Origin of the sequence: Pseudomonas sp. FSL R10-0056 (assembly GCF_009600105.1) — a bacterium.
Taxonomy (GTDB): domain Bacteria; phylum Pseudomonadota; class Gammaproteobacteria; order Pseudomonadales; family Pseudomonadaceae; genus Aquipseudomonas; species Aquipseudomonas bubulae.
On record NZ_WIWL01000182.1, the window covers coordinates 53992 to 75031 of the forward strand.

At 59.9% G+C, this 21040-nt stretch carries 19 protein-coding genes; 5 read left to right on the top strand and 14 right to left on the bottom strand.

Going from position 1 to position 21040, the window contains the following annotated elements:
* The first annotated feature begins 2 nt into the window (after positions 1-2).
* Positions 3-275 carry an HPr family phosphocarrier protein gene (locus GHO42_RS13805; protein ID WP_095001137.1) on the top strand — a complete coding sequence of 91 codons (273 nt, stop codon included), beginning with the start codon at positions 3-5 and terminating at the stop codon, positions 273-275.
* 133 nt (positions 276-408) lie between these two features.
* On the opposite strand, the gene GHO42_RS13810 is transcribed toward GHO42_RS13805, so the two are convergent.
* From GHO42_RS13810 to pmbA, 6 genes are all read right to left on the bottom strand, one after another.
* A complete protein-coding gene (locus GHO42_RS13810) occupies positions 409-1302 on the bottom strand; it encodes a ZIP family metal transporter (RefSeq protein ID WP_095001136.1) in 894 nt (297 codons plus the stop codon).
* Positions 1303-1328: 26 nt separating this feature from the next.
* The gene (locus tag GHO42_RS13815) at positions 1329-1940 is read right to left on the bottom strand and encodes a superoxide dismutase (RefSeq protein ID WP_153326378.1); all 612 of its coding nucleotides are present in this window, start codon (positions 1938-1940) and stop codon (positions 1329-1331) included.
* A gap of 1 nt (position 1941) precedes the next feature.
* The gene (locus tag GHO42_RS13820; RefSeq protein WP_095001134.1) at positions 1942-2391 is read right to left on the bottom strand and encodes a hypothetical protein; all 450 of its coding nucleotides are present in this window, start codon (positions 2389-2391) and stop codon (positions 1942-1944) included.
* Between the two features lie 27 nt (positions 2392-2418).
* A complete protein-coding gene (locus GHO42_RS13825) occupies positions 2419-3795 on the bottom strand; it encodes an aspartate ammonia-lyase (RefSeq protein WP_153326376.1) in 1377 nt (458 codons plus the stop codon).
* Entirely contained in the window at positions 3788-4183 is a 396-nt protein-coding gene (locus GHO42_RS13830) for a FagA protein (protein WP_095001132.1), read from the bottom strand. Before GHO42_RS13830 ends, GHO42_RS13825 begins: the two co-directional genes overlap by 8 nt.
* A gap of 141 nt (positions 4184-4324) precedes the next feature.
* Positions 4325-5671, bottom strand: a complete 1347-nt coding sequence (gene pmbA, locus GHO42_RS13835; protein WP_095018242.1) for a metalloprotease PmbA — start codon at positions 5669-5671, stop codon at positions 4325-4327.
* 107 nt (positions 5672-5778) lie between these two features.
* On the opposite strand from pmbA, the gene yjgA reads away from it, so the two are divergent.
* The gene (gene yjgA, locus GHO42_RS13840) at positions 5779-6300 is read left to right on the top strand and encodes a ribosome biogenesis factor YjgA (RefSeq protein ID WP_016781786.1); all 522 of its coding nucleotides are present in this window, start codon (positions 5779-5781) and stop codon (positions 6298-6300) included.
* A 47-nt stretch (positions 6301-6347) separates the two neighbouring features.
* On the opposite strand, the gene tldD is transcribed toward yjgA, so the two are convergent.
* The 8 genes from tldD to mreB all read right to left on the bottom strand — a co-directional run bounded on the left by tldD (position 6348) and on the right by mreB (position 17582).
* The gene (tldD, locus tag GHO42_RS13845) at positions 6348-7790 is read right to left on the bottom strand and encodes a metalloprotease TldD (protein ID WP_095001130.1); all 1443 of its coding nucleotides are present in this window, start codon (positions 7788-7790) and stop codon (positions 6348-6350) included.
* Between the two features lie 155 nt (positions 7791-7945).
* A complete protein-coding gene (locus tag GHO42_RS13850; protein ID WP_153326374.1) occupies positions 7946-8773 on the bottom strand; it encodes a carbon-nitrogen hydrolase family protein in 828 nt (275 codons plus the stop codon).
* 9 nt (positions 8774-8782) lie between these two features.
* Entirely contained in the window at positions 8783-12595 is a 3813-nt protein-coding gene (locus tag GHO42_RS13855; protein ID WP_095026598.1) for a YhdP family protein, read from the bottom strand.
* A gap of 75 nt (positions 12596-12670) precedes the next feature.
* Positions 12671-14128 (bottom strand): ribonuclease G, encoded by a 1458-nt coding sequence (rng, locus tag GHO42_RS13860; protein ID WP_095001127.1) that lies wholly within the window; start codon positions 14126-14128, stop codon positions 12671-12673.
* Between the two features lie 56 nt (positions 14129-14184).
* The gene (locus GHO42_RS13865) at positions 14185-14790 is read right to left on the bottom strand and encodes a nucleoside triphosphate pyrophosphatase (protein ID WP_095018244.1); all 606 of its coding nucleotides are present in this window, start codon (positions 14788-14790) and stop codon (positions 14185-14187) included.
* 51 nt (positions 14791-14841) lie between these two features.
* Positions 14842-15330, bottom strand: coding sequence for a rod shape-determining protein MreD (gene mreD, locus GHO42_RS13870; protein ID WP_095001125.1), 489 nt, complete (start codon positions 15328-15330; stop codon positions 14842-14844).
* Positions 15331-16401 (bottom strand): rod shape-determining protein MreC, encoded by a 1071-nt coding sequence (mreC, locus tag GHO42_RS13875; protein WP_095001124.1) that lies wholly within the window; start codon positions 16399-16401, stop codon positions 15331-15333. It lies immediately after the preceding gene.
* A gap of 143 nt (positions 16402-16544) precedes the next feature.
* Entirely contained in the window at positions 16545-17582 is a 1038-nt protein-coding gene (gene mreB / locus GHO42_RS13880; protein ID WP_002555108.1) for a rod shape-determining protein MreB, read from the bottom strand.
* 210 nt (positions 17583-17792) lie between these two features.
* Between mreB and gatC the strand changes: the two genes are divergently transcribed.
* The 3 genes from gatC to gatB are packed head-to-tail and all read left to right on the top strand — an operon-like array spanning position 17793 to position 21003.
* Positions 17793-18080: an Asp-tRNA(Asn)/Glu-tRNA(Gln) amidotransferase subunit GatC gene (gene gatC, locus GHO42_RS13885; protein WP_016781778.1), complete on the top strand. Its 288-nt coding sequence runs from the start codon at positions 17793-17795 to the stop codon at positions 18078-18080.
* A gap of 15 nt (positions 18081-18095) precedes the next feature.
* On the top strand, positions 18096-19547 hold the full coding sequence (gene gatA / locus GHO42_RS13890; protein WP_095001123.1) for an Asp-tRNA(Asn)/Glu-tRNA(Gln) amidotransferase subunit GatA: 1452 nt from the start codon (positions 18096-18098) through the stop codon (positions 19545-19547).
* Positions 19548-19557: 10 nt separating this feature from the next.
* Positions 19558-21003: an Asp-tRNA(Asn)/Glu-tRNA(Gln) amidotransferase subunit GatB gene (gatB, locus tag GHO42_RS13895; RefSeq protein WP_153326369.1), complete on the top strand. Its 1446-nt coding sequence runs from the start codon at positions 19558-19560 to the stop codon at positions 21001-21003.
* Positions 21004-21040 lie beyond the last annotated feature (37 nt).

Below are 21040 nucleotides of genomic sequence, written 5' to 3' on the forward strand. Positions count from 1 at the left end.
CGATGCCTGCAGTGGAAATTGAAATCATCAACAAACTGGGCTTGCACGCCCGTGCATCGGCAAAGTTTGTCGGCATCGCAGGGCAGTTTCCATGTCAGATCCAGGCGGGTCGCACCCCTGAGTCGATGGTCGACGGCAAAAGCATCATGGCCATGATGATGCTGGCCGCCGGCAAGGGCACAACCATCCACATAAAGACCGAAGGTGAGAAGGATCAGGAAGCGCTGGACGCACTGGTTGCGCTGATCAACAACTACTTTGATGAAGGCGAATAAGCCTGAAGCCTTTTCGACGCAGCGGCAGGGAAACTGCCACCGTGGGAGCGAGCCTGCTCGCGAAGGTTGTTCGCGAGCAGGCTCGCTCCCACGGCAGGAATTGATCGACTAAAGAGTATCTGCAGAGATCGATTCAACCAAGCGCCGTATCCATCACCATCATCAAACAAAAGCCGACACACAGCCCCAGGCTCGCCAGCTTTTCGTGGCCATTGCGCCGCGACTCGGGGATGACTTCCTGGGTGACCACCAGCAGCATCGCCCCGGCCGCCAATGCCAGACCCAACGGCAACAGCACCTCGGCCAAGTTGACCAGCCAGGCACAGAGCACCGCAAAGACCGGCTCAACCAGACCTGATGCCGCACCAATCAGGAACGCCTTGACCCGCGACATGCCCGCCCCTGCCAATACAAGGGCAATCACCAGGCCTTCCGGCACATCCTGCAACGCAATGCCCATCGCCAGGCTATCGGCATCCGGCATGCCGCCACCCGCCGACACCCCGACCGCCATGCCTTCAGGAATGTTGTGCGCCACAATGGCAATCACAAACAACCAGATGCGCGGCGCGATGACCGGCTCACCGGGGCGACTGACAAATACCTCCGGCCCGGCGCCCGAGACCTTGCGATCCACCAGAAACAGGCAGAATGCGCCCAGCAGGATCCCTGCACTTATAAGCCCGCTGGCGGGCCAGGGTGACAACCCCAGGCTTTGCGCTGCCGCAATGCCCGGCACAATCAGCGAAAAGGCCGTGGCCGCCAGCATCACACCGGCCCCAAAGCCCAGCAGAGTGTCACTGACCGCCACCGGCATTTTTCGAATAACCAGGACAGGCACGGCGCCTAACGCCGTGCCCAGTGCACACAACGCACCGCCCTGCAGCGCCCGCAGCAGCCGGGGCTCCAGATCCAGCCAGACCAGCCCCTTGGCAACCAACAGGGCCGTACCCGCCAACAGCAAAAGCGTACCGAAGGCATAGCGAAACATTCGAACGCCACCGACCGCTAAAATTTGCGTGCCCATAATCCGCCTGAATCCTTTCGTTGCGCTTAGCCAATCGCCGCTTGATAGCGTCGCGCCACTTCCGGCCAGTTGATCACGTTGTAAAACGCGTTGATATATTCCGGGCGGCGGTTTTGATAGCGCAGGTAATACGCGTGCTCCCACACATCAAGCCCCAGGATCGGCGTATTGCCGTTCATCAGCGGGCTGTCCTGGTTGCCGCTGCTTTCGATTACCAGCGTTTTTTGCGGGGTCACGCTCAACCATGCCCAGCCACTGCCAAAACGCGTCAGCGCGGCTTTGGTAAAGTTTTCCTTGAACACCTCCAGACCACCCAACTGCTCGTCAATCGCCTTGGCCAGCGCACCTTCGGGCTTGCCCCCGCCTTTAGGGCTCATGACTTCCCAGAACAACGAGTGGTTGGCATGCCCGCCACCCTGGTTGATCACTGCAGCGCGCAGCTTTTCGGGCAACTGATGAACACTGGCCACCAGTTTTTCCACCGGCCACTTGGCCCATTCGGTGCCCTCTACGGCCGCATTGAGGTTATTGATGTAGGTCTGGTGATGCTTGGTGTAGTGAATTTCCATGGTTTGCGCATCAATATGCGGTTCAAGCGCGTCATAGGCATAAGGCAATGCAGGCAAAGTGTAAGTCATTTCAATGTGCTCCTAAGTGATGGCCGCTAACTGTCGAGAACTCATGGCTGCTCTGAGCCACATTGCTTTTGAGCAACAGGTTGGAACGCGGGTACTCGCCGTACTCACTGATAAAATTCAAAAGCTCTACGTAGGTCTTGCTGCTCTGACGCAGCGCCGCTTCACGCAATGCTGTCGGCAGACGCGCGTTCTGCATGGTTTGCAACAATCGCTGATGAATCGCACAGAGGTACTCCACGCTCTCCTCCGGTTGATTGAGGCGCAAATGCAGGTCCGCCAGGTTGTGGTGTGAAATGACGCAGGCGGCCACTGCTTCGTCGGCATCACTCCAGCGCTCGAACAGCACCTGGGCCAGGGCCAGCGCCTGCAGATAATGCTCGCGGGCATCGACCAGTTCGCCTTCGGCGAAACAGCGGTTGGCTCTTTCGATCGTGCGTTTCCAGTGATCCATGTGAACCTCCAAAGCAGTGTCGATGGATTAAACGCCGCCGGCGGTGAGTTTCTCGGGGTCGAGAAGGACCTCAAGCTGGCTGCGTGACAAATCCGTGTATTCAAGTGCCACATCGATTACCGGGCGCCCTTGCTGGTAAGCGGTCTTGGCAATTTCGGCGGCTTTTTGATAACCGATGATCGGGTTCAGTGCCGTTACCAGGATCGGGTTGCGCGACAGCGCTTCCTTGAGCTTGGCTTCATTGACCTTGAAGCTGGCGATGGCCTTGTCAGCCAACAGGCGGCTTGAGTTGGCCATGAGTTCGATGCTGCTCAACAGGTTGTGCGCAATCACCGGCAGCATGACGTTCAGTTCGAAATTGCCGGACTGACCTGCCACGGTGATCGCCGCGTCGTTGCCGATGACCTGGGCCGCGACCATCGCCGTGGCTTCCGGAATCACCGGATTGACCTTGCCCGGCATGATCGACGAGCCCGGCTGTAACGCCTCAAGTTCGATTTCGCCCAGACCGGCCAGGGGGCCGGAGTTCATCCAGCGCAGGTCGTTGGCGATTTTCATCAGTGACACTGCCGTGGCCTTCAACTGACCAGAAACAGCCACTGCGGTGTCTTGCGAACCAATCAAGGCAAACAGGTCCTTGCCCGGCGTGAAGGCCACCCCGGTCAGCTCGCTGAGTTGCTGACTGAATAACGCAGCAAACTGCGGGTGGGCGTTAATCCCGGTGCCCACCGCGGTACCGCCCTGGGCCAGGGCTTGCAGAGCTGGCTGCAGGTTATGCAAATGCTCGATATTGGCCTTGAGCTGCTGCGCCCAGCCATTGAGCACCTGGCTCATGCGTACCGGCATCGCGTCCATCAAGTGGGTGCGCCCGGTTTTGACGTAGGCGTGAACCTCGATCGCCTTGCGCTCGATCACCTGCACCAGATGGCTCAGCGCCGGCAGCAACTGCTCGTGCAGGCCCAGTGCAGCGCTGACATGGATGGTGGTCGGGATAATGTCGTTGCTGCTTTGCCCGCAGTTGACGTGATCGTTGGGGTTCACCGGCTCGCCCAGCAGCCGCGTGGCCAGGGTTGCAATCACTTCGTTGGCATTCATGTTGGAGCTGGTGCCCGAACCGGTCTGGAAAATATCCACCGGGAAGTGCTCCATGAAATCACCGGTCAACAGGATCTGGGTGGCCTCGACAATCGCCTCGCCCTGGGCCGTGCTGATCTGCTTGAGTTCAACGTTGGCCAGGGCCGCTGCGCCCTTGGCCAGGATCAGGGCGCGAATGAATTGCGCAGGCATGCGTTGATGGCTGATGGGGAAGTTGTCGACTGCACGCTGGGTTTGCGCACCGTACAACGCGGATTCAGGCACACGCAACTCACCCATGCTGTCACGTTCGATACGAGTGTTACTCATCGGGAAATCCTTGCACCAGTTCTGTTAAAGAAATTGAAGGTTCGAGCTCGCAGGTTGCCAACTGCCAGGCAAAGCTTTGCCAGCGCTTGAGTCGGCAATTGCACAAGGCTTGGGTTTCGAGGTCGCGCAGCGGACGCCACGCGTTGTCCAGGCACAGATTGCGCCAGTGCCAAGGCAGCGCGGTGTCAGTGGCTGTATCTAGCATCAGGCGGAAGGTGGTGACCGCAATCAACCACGGGGAAGTGGCTGTACAGCCGGCAAGATAGCGGCCTTCAGCCAGGTAATGCTCGATCAGGCGCGGCTCGTCCGGCGCCAGCCCGCAGCGGATCTGGCGGCTCATCCAGCGCCAGCTTTCTAGATACGGCCCTTCACGCAACGCAGAACTCATGACCCAGGCTCACTCGATAATGAGATTCATTATTAAGCGATATTGATTATCAAAACAAGTCTGCTAAAGGACAGGATGCACAAACACAAAAAAGGCGTATCACCGCTGCAGTGATACGCCTTGGCATGGAACCGGCCAGTCTTAGCTGCCCGCCACCATCATGCGTTCAATCAGCACCGAACCGGTGCGGATGTTGCTGCGCAGCTCCAGATCGTTGCCCACGGCCACGATCTGTTTAAACATATCGCGCATATTGCCGGCGATGGTCACTTCCTGCACCGGGAACTGGATTTCGCCATTCTCGACCCAGAAACCCGCCGCGCCACGGGAATAGTCACCGGTGACCATGTTCAGGCCGCTGCCCATTAACTCGGTGACAAACAGACCACGCCCCATTTTGCGAATCAAGGCTGCCTGGTCTTCATCACCGTGTGTCACAAAGAGGTTATGCACGCCGCCGGCGTTGGCAGTGCTCGGCATGCCCAGTTTGCGCCCCGAGTAAGTGCTCAGGATGTACGAAACCAACTCGCCGTCCTTGATAAACGGTTTGGCGTAAGTGGCCAGGCCATCATTGTCGAACGACGAGCTGCCCATGGCGCGCATCAGGTGCGGGCGCTCATCCAGGGTCAACCATTCAGGGAAAATCTGCTGCCCCATTGCATCGAGCAGGAACGACGATTTACGGTACAGGTTGCCACCCGAGATTGCCCCCAGGAAGCTGCCGAACAGGCCGCCAGCCAGTTCGGCCGAGAACAGCACCGGCACCTCGCACGTCGGTACCGGGCGCGAGCCCAGTCGCCGGGCAGCGCGCTCGGCGGCGCGCTGGCCAATGCTCACGGCGTCCATCAACAACTCGCCCTGGCAATTGACGTCATACCAGTAGTCACGCTGCATCTGGCCATCGCCTTCGGCAATCATTACGCAGCTGAGGCTGTGACGGGTCGAAGCCGAGCCGCCGATAAAACCATGGCTATTGCCGTACACGCGGCAGCCCTGATGGGTGCTGAGGGTGGTGCCATCGGCATTTTTGATCCGGCTGTCGGCCTCAAATGCAGCGGCTTCGCAGGCCAGGGCCTTTTCAATGGCCTGCTCGGGGGTGATGTCCCAGGTGTGGAACACATCAAAGTCTTTCAGTTCACGCGCCATCAGGCTGGCATCGGCCAAACCCGAGCTTTCGTCTTCCGAGGTGTGTTTGGCAATCGCCAGGGCGGCGGCGACGGTTTCGCGGATGGCATCCGGACCGGTGGCCGAGGTGCTGGCCGAGCCTTTGCGCTGGCCTACATAGAGGGTGATGCCAAAACCCTGGTCACGGTTGAACTCTACGGTTTCAACTTCGCGCTGACGTACCGAGGTCGACAACCCCTGCTCCAGCGACACGGCGACTTCACAGGCGCTGGCACCCTGGCGCCTGGCTTCGGCGATGATTTGCTCGACCTGTTCCTGCAGTGCCGGCAAGGCCTGCGGGCCGACGCTTTGAACTGCACTCATGGTTTTCTCCACTCAAATTCTGTTTTCGGCAGGGCCGCCGAGCGACCGGGCCGGACAAGCGGCCCCCGACTGGTTATCATGGCGGCGTTTCTTTGCGGACTGCCACCATGGTTGATTCTTACGACGACGCCTTCGACGGCGAAAAAAGCAAATCGCAGGTCAAACGCGAGCTTCATGCTCTGGTTGATCTGGGCGAGCGTCTCACGACACTCAAGCCTGACTTGCTGAACAAAATGCCCCTGACTGACGCTATGCGTAAGGCTTTGGCAGATGCTCCAAAACACACGGCTCATATTGCGCGCAAGCGCCATATGATGTTCATCGGCAAACTGATGCGCGATCAACCGCTTGACGAAATTCTTGCCTTGATCGATCAAGTCGATGCCTCTTCTCGCCAGTACAACGAACGTTTTCACAACCTCGAGCGCTGGCGTGATCGCCTGATCGAGGGTGATGACGCTGTACTGGAAAAGTTTGTTGCCGAGTTCCCTGAAGCCGACCGCCAGCAAATGCGTTCGGTGATACGTCAGGCCAAACACGAGCTGGCTCATAACAAGGCACCGGCTTCAAGCCGCAAATTGTTCAAGTACATCCGTGGGTTGGACGAGACTCAACGCGGTCTGCGTTAAGCCTCGTACCCGTGAAGGTTGCCTGGCAACCTTCACGGGACCTCCCCTCAACCGCCCGTACCGCCTACAGTGATCGCGTCAATCTTCAGGGTTGGCTGGCCGACACCTACCGGCACCGACTGCCCATCCTTGCCACACGTGCCTACGCCGCTGTCCAGCGACAGATCGTTACCGACCATCGACACCTTGCTCATTGCTTCCGGCCCGTTGCCAATCAGGGTCGCGCCTTTGACTGGGCGAGTGATTTTGCCGTCTTCAATCAGATAGGCTTCGCTGGTGGAGAACACAAACTTGCCGCTGGTGATATCGACCTGACCACCACCCAGATTGGCGCAGTAGATGCCCTTTTTCACCGAAGCGATGATTTCGGCAGGATCGCTTTCGCCGCCCAGCATGTAGGTGTTGGTCATGCGCGGCATCGGCAAGTGCGCATAGGATTCGCGACGGCCGTTGCCGGTGCGCGCCACGCCCATCAGACGGGCATTGAGCTTGTCCTGCATATAGCCCTTGAGCACGCCGTTTTCAATCAGGGTGGTGCACTCGGTCGGGGTGCCTTCGTCATCCACGCTCAGCGAGCCACGGCGGCCCGCCAGGGTACCGTCATCGACGATGGTGCACAGTTTGGAAGCAACCATTTCGCCCATGCGTCCGCTGTAGGCAGAACTGCCCTTGCGGTTGAAGTCCCCTTCCAGACCGTGACCCACCGCTTCATGCAACAGTACGCCGGACCAACCCGAGCCCAGAACCACCGGCATGGTGCCTGCCGGAGCCGGTACCGCTTCGAGGTTGACCAGGGCCTGGCGCAACGCTTCACGGGCGTAACCCATGGCACGATCGTCAGTGAGGAAATAGCGGTAGTCGGTACGCCCGCCACCACCATGACCGCCGCGCTCGCGACGGCCATTCTGCTCAACGATGACGCTGACGTTGAAACGCACCAGCGGCCGGATATCTGCCGCCAGCCCGCCATCGGTGGAGGCCACCAGAATCCGCTCCCAGACCCCGGCCATGCTCACGGTGACTTGCTGGATACGCGGATCTAGGGCGCGGGTGGCGGCATCGACACGCTTGAGCAGCTCGACCTTTTCTGCGCGGCTGATGACTTCCAGCGGGTTGTCCGGGCCATACAGCTGAGCCACGTCCTGAGTGGTGAACGCCTGCACCGTGCCGTTTTGCCCGGCGCGGGAGATCGAGCGGGCGGCGCGGGCAGCCTGACCCAATGCTTCCAGGGTAATGGCATTGCTGTAGGCAAAGCCGGTCTTCTCGCCAGACTGGGCGCGAACACCTACACCCTGGTCGAGGTTAAAGCTGCCTTCTTTGACGATGCCGTCTTCCAGCGCCCAGGATTCGGAAATCTGGCCCTGGAAATACAGGTCTGCCGCGTCGATACCCGGCCCGGCCAGGTCGCCCAATACGCTTTGCAGGCTTTCGATGGTGACACCTCCGGGTGCCAACAGGTGTTCGCTGACTGAGGTCAACAACTCGCTCATAATCACTCCGTCTTGGCCCCTGCTTCAGCATCTTTAAGTGCTGAACCCTCGGGCCTGAAAAATCTGTTCTGTGGGAGCGGGCTTGCTCGCGATGGCATCGATGCGGGGCAACGGTTACACCCTGTCGCCTGCATCGCGAGCAAGCCCGCTCCCACTTAAATTAGATGGGCGTTGAACCGCCGATGGCTCACCACCGGCATGCGCGCCCTGATATCCGCCTGCTCAAGCGCATCGCGGCGGGCCAGCAACACCCCCTCGCCCTGCGCCTGCTCGGCCAGCACCCGCCCCCAGGGATCGATAATGGCTGCATGCCCCCAGGTTTCTCGCGGGCCCGGATGCACGCCGCCCTGGGCCGCTGCAAGGATATAGCACTGGGTTTCAATGGCGCGGGCGCGTATCAGTATCTCCCAATGGGCCGTACCCGTGACAGCGGTAAAGGCCGAGGGCGCGGTAATCAGTTCAGCGCCCGCAGTACGCAGCTCACTGTACAGCTCCGGGAAGCGCAGGTCATAACATACGCTCAGGCCCAGCTTGCCGACCGGGGTATCCGCCACGACCACACGCCTTCCATGAGCATAGTCATCAGACTCACGGTAGCGGCCACGGTTATCGGACACATCCACGTCAAACAAGTGCAATTTGTCGTAACGGGCCGCTTGCTCGCCCTCGGCGTCGATCAGCAATGAACAAGCATTGACCTTGGCTTCAGGCTGCCCCTCGGGGGGCAGAGGCAAAGTACCAGCCACTACCCATAACTTGAGGTCGCGGGCGGTCTGTTTCAACCAGGGCAGGATCGGGCCCTCACCCAACGCCTCGGCGCGGCCGATGGCGGCAGTATCGCGACGGCCCATCGCGGCAAAGTTCTCGGGCAACACGGCCAGTTGCGCACCGCCTTGGGCAGCCTCCTCCAGCAGGCGACGGGCCTGGGCCAGATTGGCCAGGACATCGCTCTGGCTGACCATTTGAATCACTGCCAGGGTCATGCTGCGCTCCTAGTGTTTCTCGAAAGGCTTGTCGAAGGTGATTTTCGGATCGTTCCACGGGCCCTGGATGCTGTATTGCACGCTGGCGAAGCGCGACACCTGGTCACCGATCAGCTTGTTGAGCAGGAACATCGCCCCGCCCGCTGCCGGCCCGCCCACCAACAGCGCTGCAAGGGGCAGGTTATTGGTCACGGGCAAGGTCACCAGCAGCTTGGCGTCGACCCGGTCGGTGACCATGTTCAATGTACCGTTAAGTTCCAGATTGGTGGACGGCCCGGTCATCAGGATCGGCTTGCCTGTGCTGTACACGCCGCTGCGGGCATTGAGCACGCCCTTGACCCGGTCATAGCTCAGGCCCTTGCCGAACAGGTCGGAGAAGTCCAGGCGCAGACGACGGCCAATGGCGTTGAAGTTGAGCAAGCCAAAAATGCGCAGCACCTGGGCGCTGCCGTCGACTTCCACAAACTGCCCCTTGTTGAGCGAGGCGTCCAGTGTGCCGGAGAAACGCTTGAGGCCAATCCACGCAGGCGAACCGGGCCAGTTGCCATCGATGTCCACATGAAAGTTGTCGCTGGTGACGCTGGGGGCAAAGCCCCAGTTCTTCAGCACCGTGGCCAGGTTGCCGCCGCCCAGGCGCCCCTGGTACCAGCTCTTGCTGTTACCCGCCACGCCTTCCCAGCCGCCCGAACCTTCAAGCAGCATGCCCTTGAGCCCCAGATTGAGACTGGTAAGGCTGATGCCACGGCTGTTGGGTCGAATGTTGAGTGACCAGGCACCAAGCAGGTCCGCCCCCTGGTAGAGCTGGCGAATAATGATGTCCAGAGCCGGTATTTTGCGCGGGTCGACCGCAGCCAGCGGGTCGGGGGCATTCTCGTCTGCCACCGTCTTGGGATCAGGCGCAGGCAGGCGAATGGTCTGCATGTTGACCACAATCGGCGCGTTGTTCGCATCCGGCAGGGTCACGGCGCCGATGGCCTGCTTGCTGTCGATTTGCAGCGCCCAGGAGGCGGCGACGCGCTTCATGACCAGGCGCACCTGATCCAATTGGGTGCCGAAGGCAATCAACTTGCCGACTTTAAAGTCCGCACTGCTGAGCAGTTGCTTGGCGCTGCCGCCGGGGTCATTGCCGGCATATCGTTCGACCAGCGCCTGCCAGGGGGCGACGTCCAGCTCCGACAGCACGCCGCGAATGCGCAGGCCCTTGGTCGTGGGCAAAACGGGTTTGCCATCGCCCAGGAACAACTCGCCACGCCCGTCTTCAAACTTGCCATTGGGGGCAGCAAAGGTCAGGTTGACCAGGTCGCCGTAGTCAAACCAGTACCGCCGCTCGGCGCCTTGCAGAGTCATGCGAAACACGCTGTTGCGGCTTTCATTGGCCGCCAGCCCGAAGGGTGCCGGCAAATCCACCACCGCGCCCTTGAGGCTGGAGCTGACGCGTAACTGGCTGTCGGCACCGTCCAGGGTCAGTTGCAACTGATAGGGCAAGTCACCGCTTACCGGGATCGGTTGATTGAACTTGAGCCAGTCCGTGAGTTTTTTCACCCCCACCTGACCGCTGGCCACCACCCGGGTGCTGATGCGGCCAGGCTTGCCGTCGGCAAAGATCTGCGCGGTGATCGGGCGATCGAACGCCCGGGCGCTGATGCCCTTGCCGCTCAGGCCCTTGGCACTGTCAAAGCGCAGGTCACCCTTGAGCTGGGTCAGTTCAAGCTCGGGTTCGCTGATTTTCAGGCGCGCCTTGTCGACGTTGAAGTCCACCAGGATTTTTGGCTCCACACCCTTTTCCAGCGGGATGTCCAGATCAACACGGCCCTTCAGCGAACCTTCACCCTGCCAGCCAGCGAACGTTTCTGCGGTACCTATCGGTGCTTCCTGAAGAATTTTCAGACCGTCCCCCAGCCCGCCCTCAAAGTCGCCATCCAGAAACAGATGGCTGACCTTGCCGGCAGGCACATGCGGGATGCTGACAGCCACGTTACGCACACGGGTGTCGAGTAGCTGACCTTTGCTGGCCATGATCCGCACACCGCTATCTTCAATAAACACATCGCCCGACACGTTACGCACATGGGGCCAGCCAGGCTGGAACGCCAGTTCTGCGCCATGCACCTTGAAAAACAGGCTGATATTGCGCGCCGCCGCAACGGCGTCATGGCTCAGCGAACCTTGATACTGGAAGAAGCCCTCTTCGACTGCGCCTTTGATAATCGCCGTGCTCAGCCACTCCGAAAGCGCCGGACTCAGTACTTCAGGCAGGTACTTGGGGGTAAAACGGCCGTCGCCATCTGTCAGGCCCACCCGCAGGTCCATGTAATCTTCCTGGGAATGGTCAAGGTGAATGCGGATCAAAAAGTCGGCCGCGATATTGCCCTCTTCCCCCAGCACTTTGATGTAGGGCGCAATCAGGGTGAAGCTGTCCTTGTTCAGGGTCCAGGTCAGCAGGGCATTGGCTTGCAGGTATTGCCAGGGCTTGGCGAAGATCGGGTCGAGGTGCAGCATGAAGTCTTTGCTGTCCAGGCGCAGTTCGCCCTTGCCCAGGTCGCCGCTGATCAGGCCACTGACATTGCGCGCCGCCGGAGCGCCGTGGGTGGCATTGAAGCCGACCTGCTCCAGATTGGCCGCAAAGCTGATTTTTTGATCGTCCGTGGCTGCTGGTCGATAATCAGCCAGCACATTGCGCAAGGTGCCGGTAACGCTCAATTGATCGATGACTTTGGCGACGGCTTCCGGCACGGGGGCCAGTGAGTCCATCAGCGGCGTGATCGGGGTCAGGTCCAGGCGGTCGGCCTGCAGGTGCCAACGCTCCTGCTCCTTGTCGGTGGCCGCGAACTGCTGCAGTTGCAGACGGGTTTCCCAACGGGTCTTGCCCAGGTTCATGGCCAGTGAGTCGAGCACCACCCTGAAACCCTGTTTGCCGCGCTCAGCCCAGGCATGCAGCGCCAGGTTCTCGATGGTCTCGGGTTTGCGATCGGCATAGGCACCACTGAACCGGGTCGCATTCAGGCGCGCCACCGCGCTCTGTACCGAGCCCTGGCTCCAGTTGAACCAGAACTCGCCTCCAGCCTTGAGCTCGGAGACTTTCCACGGTGCGATCAGCGTGGCCGGCAGCCACTTGGCCCAATCACTTTGCGGCAGGCTCACATAGGCCTGGGCCGCACCGTCACGCCAGTGGCTGGCCTGAACCTGTGTGCTGAGGCTCAGCGCCACGGGCTGGCCATCGGGCAAGGTCAGCCGCGCATCAAGACGCTGGTCCGACGCGCCGACGTCCAGCGTCAGCCCGACATAAGTCAGGGTCAGCGGGGATTGTTTGTAGGGTTCCAGGGTCACCTGGCTGTCGAGCACCGACAACCGCGCCACACGTTGCAGCTGGTTGAGCAACTGCTCAGGGTCAAGCGGCTGGTCATCCTGCACCGGCAGCCCTTCGAGTGCCCAGTGGCCGTGTTCATCCTGGCGCAAGCTCAGTTGCAGACCATTGAGTTGCACGTGACCAATACGGATATCACGGTTCAACAGGCTGGCCCACACATCGGGCACCACCTGCACTTCATCCAGACGCAGGGCGCTGTTGCCCTCACCGACCATGACGTCGTGGGCCTTCAATACCGGCGCCATGCCGCTCCAGCTTCCTTCCAGGCTGCCAATGGTCAATGGCATGCCCAGCGCTTCACGGGCTTTGCTCTGCACTTCAACGCGGTATTCGGCGATCAGGGGGGTCAATTCACGGCCGATACTGACGTACAACGCCGTCAGGACCAAAACCAGAGCGCACGCGCCCAGCCCCCAACGGGTCAGCGCGGCAAAAAAGCGTGTCAGACGCTCCATGTCAGGTGGCCCCTTAAATATTGATCGTAGGGGCCGGTTTCAGCCCCTTTTCGACGCTATGTGACGCTAGATACTTCAGAGCAGCACCACGTCGTATTGTTCCTGGGAGTACATGGTTTCGACCTGAAAACGAATCGTGCGACCGATAAACCCTTCCAGCTCCGCGACATTGCCTGACTCTTCGTCCAGCAAACGATCCACCACTTTCTGGTTGGCCAGCACACGATAGCCGGTCGCTTGATAAGCCCGGGCCTCTCGCAGGATCTCACGGAAGATTTCATAGCAGATGGTTTCGGGGGTTTTCAACTTTCCCCGGCCCTGGCAGCACACGCACGGCTCGCACAACACTTGCTCCAGGCTCTCGCGCGTACGTTTGCGGGTCATCTGCACCAGACCCAACTCGGTAATGCCGATGATGTTGGTCTTGGCGTGATCACGCTCCAGCTGTTTTTCCAGGGTGCGTATCACCTGGCGCTGGTGCTCTTCATCTTCCATGTCGATAAAGTCGATGATGATGATCCCGCCCAGGTTGCGCAGGCGCAATTGCCGGGCAATCGCGGTAGCCGCTTCGAGGTTGGTCTTGAAGATGGTTTCCTCAAGGTTGCGATGACCCACAAACGCGCCGGTGTTGACGTCGATGGTGGTCATGGCCTCAGCCGGGTCGACCACCAGATAACCGCCGGACTTGAGCGGTACCTTGCGGTCCAGGGCCTTCTGGATTTCGTCTTCAACGCCGTACAAATCGAAAATCGGCCGTTCGCCCGGGTAGTGCTCAAGGCGGTCGGCGATTTCGGGCATCAGTTCGGCAACAAATTGCGTGGTCCTCTGAAAGGTTTCCCGCGAATCGATGCGAATTTTCTCGATCTTGGGGCTGACCAGATCACGCAATGTACGCAGCGCCAGGCCCAGGTCTTCGTAGATCACCGTCGGCGCGCCAACCGTCTTGATCTGGGCACCGATCTGGTCCCACAAACGACGCAGGTAGCGAATATCCATCAGGATCTCATCCGCCCCGGCACCTTCGGCCGCCGTACGCAGGATAAACCCGCCGGCTTCCTTGATGCCTTCCTGGGCCACGCAATCACTGACCACCTGTTTAAGGCGTTCGCGCTCGGCTTCGTCTTCGATCTTCAGCGAAATGCCGACATGGGCAGTGCGCGGCATATACACCAGGTAGCGCGAGGGTATCGACAGTTGAGTCGTCAGGCGCGCACCTTTTGAACCTATCGGGTCTTTGGTGACTTGCACCACCAGGCTCTGGCCTTCATGCACCAGCGTACCGATGCTTTCAACGGCCTGGCCTTCACGCAGGGAAATTTCGGAGGCATGAATAAAAGCAGCACGATCCAGACCGATATCCACAAAGGCAGCCTGCATGCCGGGCAAAACCCTGACAATCTTGCCTTTGTAGATATTGCCGACAATGCCCCGGCGCTGGGTACGTTCGACATGCACCTCTTGCAGAACACCGTTCTCTACCACTGCCACGCGCGATTCCATCGGCGTGATGTTGATCAGGATCTCTTCACTCATGGCTGGGTCTCGTTCAGGCGTCATCACAGTAGTGCCACGTCTCGTAGGTGCCGTATTCAGCGCACGGTAAGGTTTTGCCAACAGGGTATGCCGAAATGCCCGAGCAGTTCTGCGGTTTCGCACACAGGCAGGCCCACGACGGCGGAATAACTGCCATTCAGGCCCGCCACAAACACCGCAGCCAAGCCCTGAATGGCGTAGCCACCGGCTTTGTCCAGGGGTTCACCGCTGGCCCAATACAGGCTGGCCTCTTGTTTGCTGATGTTTCTAAAGCGTACCTGACTGCGTACCACTCGGGTTTCACAGCGCCCGGCGTCAATAATCGCGATCGCGGTCAACACCTCATGCTCCCGGCCAGACAGCGCCATGAGCATAGCCAAGGCGTCGGCCTCGTCGACCGGTTTACCGAGAATGTGTTCATCGAGCACCACGGCCGTGTCAGCCCCCAGTACGCAAAACGCAGCGTCCGGCATGGTCGTCAGCAGTTGTTGGCGCCCGGCCTGGGCCTTTTCGCGCGCCAGGCGCTCGACATAGGCCACAGGGGATTCATTCGGGAGGGGAGTTTCGTCAATGGCTGCGCTGACCGTTTCAAACGGCACGCCGATCTGAGTCAACAACTCGCGTCGGCGCGGTGAGCCAGAGGCCAGATAAAGCGAGGTCATCAAGACATCTCCCTGTCGAGGTGCACAAACCAGGAAATGGCTCGTATCCGGTTAATTGATTTTGAAGCGTCTGCACAGCCCGCGCAGCCCGTAACTGACCCAGGGCCACAGCAGGGCACTGACCACACCCGGCAACACCAGCGCCAGCGTTGGCTGGCGATTGCCGGTCAACGCACTGAGCCACAGTTGGGCAAGCTGCGCCAGGCCGAACACAACCAGAAGCACCAGGCATTGCTGCCACATCGGGAACACCCGCAAGCGCTGCTGAAGGGACAGCACCAGAAAGGTAATCAGGGTCAGGGTCAGGGCGTTCTGCCCCAGCAACGTGCCATACAGCACATCCTCCGCCAACCCCAGGCAAAACGCGGTGACCATGCCCACTTTGTGCGGCATGTACAAGGCCCAGAAAGCCAGTAGCAATGCCAGCCAGAGCGGGCGCAGGATTTCCATGAACTGGGGCATGGGTGAAATACTGAGCAACAGGCCAATGGCAAATGTCAGCCAGATGATCCAGCCGTTACGCGAACGGGTACTCGCCATTTATTGCCTCTCCCGGGTAGTGGCCGGCACGGCGGCTGGCGGCTTGGCGGCAGGGGTTGCAGCGGGCGCAGGTTTTTTCACGGTCTTGGGCTCGGCAACAGCCGCCGGAGCTGGAGCCACAGCCGCCGGGATAACGGCCGCTGCAGGCGCAACCGGCTTGGGCACCGTCGCCGGAATGATCGGCGGCGGTTCACCGTTTTGTTCAGCCTGCTGAGCCTTGGCCGCATCGTTGGCCCGCTCTTCAGGGGTACGGCTGTCACTGAACACCAGCAGCAGGTAACGGCTGCGATTCAGGGCTGCCGTCGGCACGGCCCGCACAATGGCAAAGGGCTGACCCGAATCGTGAATCACCTCCTTTACCGTTGCCACCGGATAACCGGCCGGGAAGCGCTGCCCCAGGCCAGAGCTGACCAACAGGTCACCCACCTTGATATCCGCCGTGTCAGCAACATGACGCAGTTCAAGGCTCTCGGGGTTGCCCGTACCGCTGGCAATCGCCCGCAACCCGTTACGGTTGACCTGTACTGGAATGCTATGGGTGGTATCGGTCAGCAACAGGACACGCGAGGTGTAAGGCATCAACTCAACCACCTGCCCCATCAGACCGCGGGCATCGAGTACCGGCTGGCCCAGCACAACGCCGTCACGTTCACCCTTGTTGATGATGATGCGATGAGTGAAGGGGTTGGGGTCCATGCCGATCAGCTCGGCCACTTCGACCTTTTCGTTGACCAGCGCCGAAGAGTTGAGCAACTCGCGCAGGCGAACGTTCTGCTCGGTCAAGGCCGCCAGCTTTTGCATGCGCCCCTGAAGCAGAAGGTTTTCGGTTTTGAGTTTCTCGTTTTCAGCCACCAGCTCAGTGCGGCTGCCGAACTGACTGGCCACGCCCTGCCACAAACGCTGCGGCAGATCGGTGATCCAGTAGGACTGCATCAGTACCAGAGACATCTGGCTGCGCACAGGCTTGAGTAACGTAAAGCGAGCGTCCACTACCATTAGCGCGACCGATAGCACGACCAGCACCAGAAAGCGCACGCCCAATGAGGGGCCTTTGGAAAAGAGCGGTTTAATAAGCCGCTCCTCCCGGGCAGGTGTTCAATTTATTCATACGGCTTCAAGCGGCCTGGATGAAGATTGACAGAAGATAAACGCCAAAAGGCAGCACTGCAAAGTGCTACCTTCTGATGATAACGAAAGGGCTGCACCACGCGATCTTATTCGCTGGAGAGCAGATCCATCGTGTGTTTATCCATCATTTCCAGCGCACGGCCACCGCCACGCGCAACACAGGTCAACGGGTCTTCGGCAACAATCACCGGCAGACCGGTTTCCTGAGCCAGCAACTTGTCGAGGTCACGCAGCAAGGCGCCACCACCGGTCAGTACCAGGCCACGCTCGGCGATGTCCGAAGCCAGCTCTGGCGGAGACTGTTCCAGCGCGCTTTTCACGGCCTGAACGATGGTTGCCAGCGACTCTTGCAGAGCCTCGAGCACTTCATTGGAGTTCAGGGTGAAGGCACGTGGTACGCCCTCTGCCAGGTTACGGCCGCGTACGTCGACTTCACGTACTTCACCACCCGGGTAGGCAGTGCCGATTTCCTGTTTGATGCGCTCGGCAGTCGATTCACCGATCAGGCTGCCGTAGTTACGGCGCACATAGGTGATGATTGCTTCGTCGAAACGGTCGCCACCTACCCGTACGGATTCGGCGTAAACCACACCGTTCAGGGAGATCAGCGCGATTTCAGTGGTACCGCCACCGATATCGACAACCATCGAGCCACGAGCTTCTTCAACCGGCAGGCCCGCACCGATGGCCGCAGCCATTGGTTCTTCGATCAGGAACACTTCACGGGCACCGGCACCGAGTGCCGATTCACGAATGGCGCGACGCTCTACCTGAGTCGATTTGCAAGGCACGCAAATCAAGACTCGCGGGCTAGGTTGCAGGAAACTGTTTTCATGCACCTTGTTGATGAAGTACTGCAGCATTTTTTCGCAAACGCTGAAATCGGCGATAACGCCGTCCTTCATCGGACGAATGGCAGCAATGTTGCCCGGTGTACGGCCAAGCATGCGCTTGGCCTCGGTGCCGACAGCAACGACACTTTTCTGGTTACCGTGTGTCCGAATAGCCACAACTGATGGCTCATTCAGGACAATACCGCGCTCGCGCACGTAAATAAGGGTGTTGGCAGTGCCCAGGTCGATGGAAAGATCGCTGGAAAACATGCCACGCAGTTTCTTGAACATGGGAAAGGGACCCTAGGCAACGCGTGGGTAAAAAAGTGCGGCAAACTCTAACAACGACAGGGATTTTGGGCAAGGCGCCAATATGTTAAATTGGGCGCTTTTCTGAGCACCAACACCCACAATCGCGGCCATATGACCGTAGAAATGCGGTAGTGTTCCGACAATCTAACACACGGATAGCATCCGTCCTGTTTTCCACTGGAGAATCCCATGGCGCTAGACCGCTCCGACGTGGAAAAAATCGCACATTTGGCCCGTCTTGGCCTCAATGATGCCGATATTCCACGCACCACCGAAGCCCTTAACAGCATTTTGGGGCTGATTGATCAGATGCAGGCCGTCGACACGACCGGTATCGAGCCTCTGGCCCACCCACTGGAAGCCAGCCAGCGCCTGCGTGCAGACGTCGTGACTGAGAGCAATCATCGCGAGGCGTATCAGTCCATCGCACCGGCGGTCGAAAACGGCCTCTATCTGGTTCCGAAAGTCATCGAGTAAAGGGAAAGCGCCTGCATGCATCAATTGACTCTGGCCGAGATCGCCCGCGGACTCGCCGATAAAAAGTTTTCTTCCGAAGAGCTGACCAAGACCCTGCTGGCGCGTATCGCCCAGCTCGATCCTCAGCTCAACAGTTTTATCACCCTCACCGAAGACCTTGCCCTGGAGCAGGCCAAGGCCGCTGACGCACGCCGCGCCAACGGTGAAAGCGGTGCCCTGCTGGGCGCCCCGATCGCTCACAAGGACCTGTTCTGCACCCTGGGCGTACGCACCAGCTGCGCCTCGAAGATGCTCGACAACTTCAAGGCACCGTACGACGCCACAGTGGTAGCCAAGCTGGCCGCTGCCGGCGCCGTAAGCCTGGGCAAGACCAACATGGACGAGTTCGCCATGGGTTCGGCCAACGAATCGAGCTACTACGGCGCGGTCAAAAACCCGTGGAACCTTGACCACGTACCCGGCGGTTCGTCGGGTGGTTCGGCCGCCGCCGTTGCCGCCCGCCTGTTGCCTGCCGCGACGGGGACCGACACTGGCGGATCAATCCGACAGCCGGCAGCCCTGACCAACCTCACAGGCCTGAAACCGACGTACGGTCGCGTTTCGCGCTGGGGCATGATCGCCTACGCCTCCAGCCTCGACCAGGCCGGCCCGCTGGCTCGCACGGCCGAAGACTGCGCCATCCTGCTGCAAGGCATGGCCGGTTTCGACCCGCAAGACTCCACCAGCATTGACGAACCCGTACCGGACTTCAGCGCCAACCTCAATGGTTCGCTGAAAGGCCTGCGTATCGGCGTGCCTAAAGAGTTCTTCAGCGAAGGCCTCGACACGCGTATCGCCGAGCTGATCCACAACAGCATCAAGGAACTGGAAAAACTCGGCGCCGTGATCAAGCCGATCAGCCTGCCGAACATGCAGCACGCGATTCCTGCGTACTACGTCATCGCACCTGCCGAGGCCTCGTCCAACCTGTCGCGTTTTGACGGTGTGCGCTTCGGCCATCGCTGCGAAAACCCCAAGGACCTCACTGACCTGTACAAGCGCTCGCGCGCCGAGGGCTTTGGCCCGGAAGTACAGCGCCGGATCCTGGTGGGGGCCTACGCCCTGTCGGCGGGCTACTACGACGCTTACTACCTGCAGGCGCAAAAAATCCGTCGCCTGATCAAAAACGACTTCATGGCGGCATTCAACGAAGTCGACATCATCCTCGGCCCGACCACGCCTAACCCGGCCTGGAAAATCGGCGCTAAAAACAGCGACCCGGTTTCCGCCTACCTGGAAGACGTCTACACCATCACCGCCAACCTCGCGGGCCTGCCGGGCCTGTCGATGCCAGCCGGTTTTGTCGATGGCTTGCCAGTGGGCGTGCAGTTGCTTGCACCTTATTTCCAGGAAGGTCGCCTGCTCAACGTCGCCCACCAGTATCAGTTGAACACTGACTGGCACACGCGCTCACCTGCCGGCTTCTGAGGAGAAACATATGCAATGGGAAGTTGTGATCGGGCTGGAAATTCACTCCCAGCTCGCCACCCAATCGAAGATTTTCTCCGGTAGTGCCACCACCTTTGGTGCAGAACCGAACACCCAGGCCAGCCTGGTAGACCTGGGCATGCCCGGCGTATTGCCGGTACTGAACCAGGAGGCCGTGCGCATGGCCGTCATGTTCGGCGTGGCAGTAGATGCCGAGATCGGTCAGCACAACGTGTTTGCCCGCAAGAACTATTTCTACCCCGACCTGCCCAAGGGCTACCAGATCAGCCAGATGGAGTTGCCGATCGTCGGCAAGGGTCACCTGGACATCACTCTGGAAGACGGCACCGTCAAGCGGGTCGGCATTACCCGCGCGCACCTTGAAGAAGACGCCGGCAAAAGCCTGCACGAAGACTTCAGCGGCTACACCGGCATCGACCTGAACCGCGCGGGCACACCGCTGCTGGAAATCGTTTCCGAACCGGACATGCGCAGCGCCAAAGAGGCCGTGGCCTACGTCAAAGCCATGCACGCCCTGGTACGTTACCTGGGTATCTGCGACGGCAACATGGCCGAAGGCTCGCTGCGTTGCGACTGCAACGTATCAGTACGCCCGGTGGGTCAGGCCGAGTTCGGCACCCGCTGCGAGATCAAGAACGTCAACTCGTTCCGTTTTATCGAGAAGGCGATCAACAGCGAAATCCAGCGCCAGATCGAGCTGATCGAAGACGGCGGCAAGGTTATCCAGCAAACCCGCCTGTATGACCCGAACAAGGACGAAACCCGCGCCATGCGCAGCAAGGAGGAAGCCAACGACTACCGTTACTTCCCCGATCCCGACCTGCTGCCGGTGGTGATCGAAGATGCGTTTATCGAACAGGTTCGCGCCACCCTGCCAGAACTGCCACCGCAAAAGCGCGAGCGCTTCCAGTCGCAGTTCGGCCTGTCGGCTTACGACGCCAGCGTTTTGGCCTCCAGCCGCGAACAGGCGGACTACTTCGAAAAAGTCGTGAGCATCAGCGGCGACGCCAAGCTGGCGGCCAACTGGGTCATGGTTGAGCTGGGCAGCCTGCTTAACAAGCAAGGCCTGGACATCGACCAGTCACCGGTAAGCGCCGAACAGCTGGGCGGCATGCTGCAGCGCATCACGGACAACACCATCTCCGGCAAGATTGCCAAAGTGGTGCTTGAAGCAATGGCCAATGGCGAGGGCAGCGCTGACGAGGTCATCGAAAAGCGCGGTCTCAAGCAAGTCACCGACAGCGGCGCCATTGAAAAGGTGCTGGACGAAATGCTGGCGGCCAACGCAGAGCAGGTCGAGCAATACCGTGCGGCAGATGAAGCCAAGCGCGGCAAGATGTTCGGTTTCTTTGTCGGCCAGGCGATGAAAGCGTCCAAAGGCAAAGCAAACCCGCAACAGGTCAACGAGCTGCTGAAAAGCAAACTCGAAGGCTAAGCCACTCAACTGTGGGAGCGGGCTTGCCCGCTCCCAC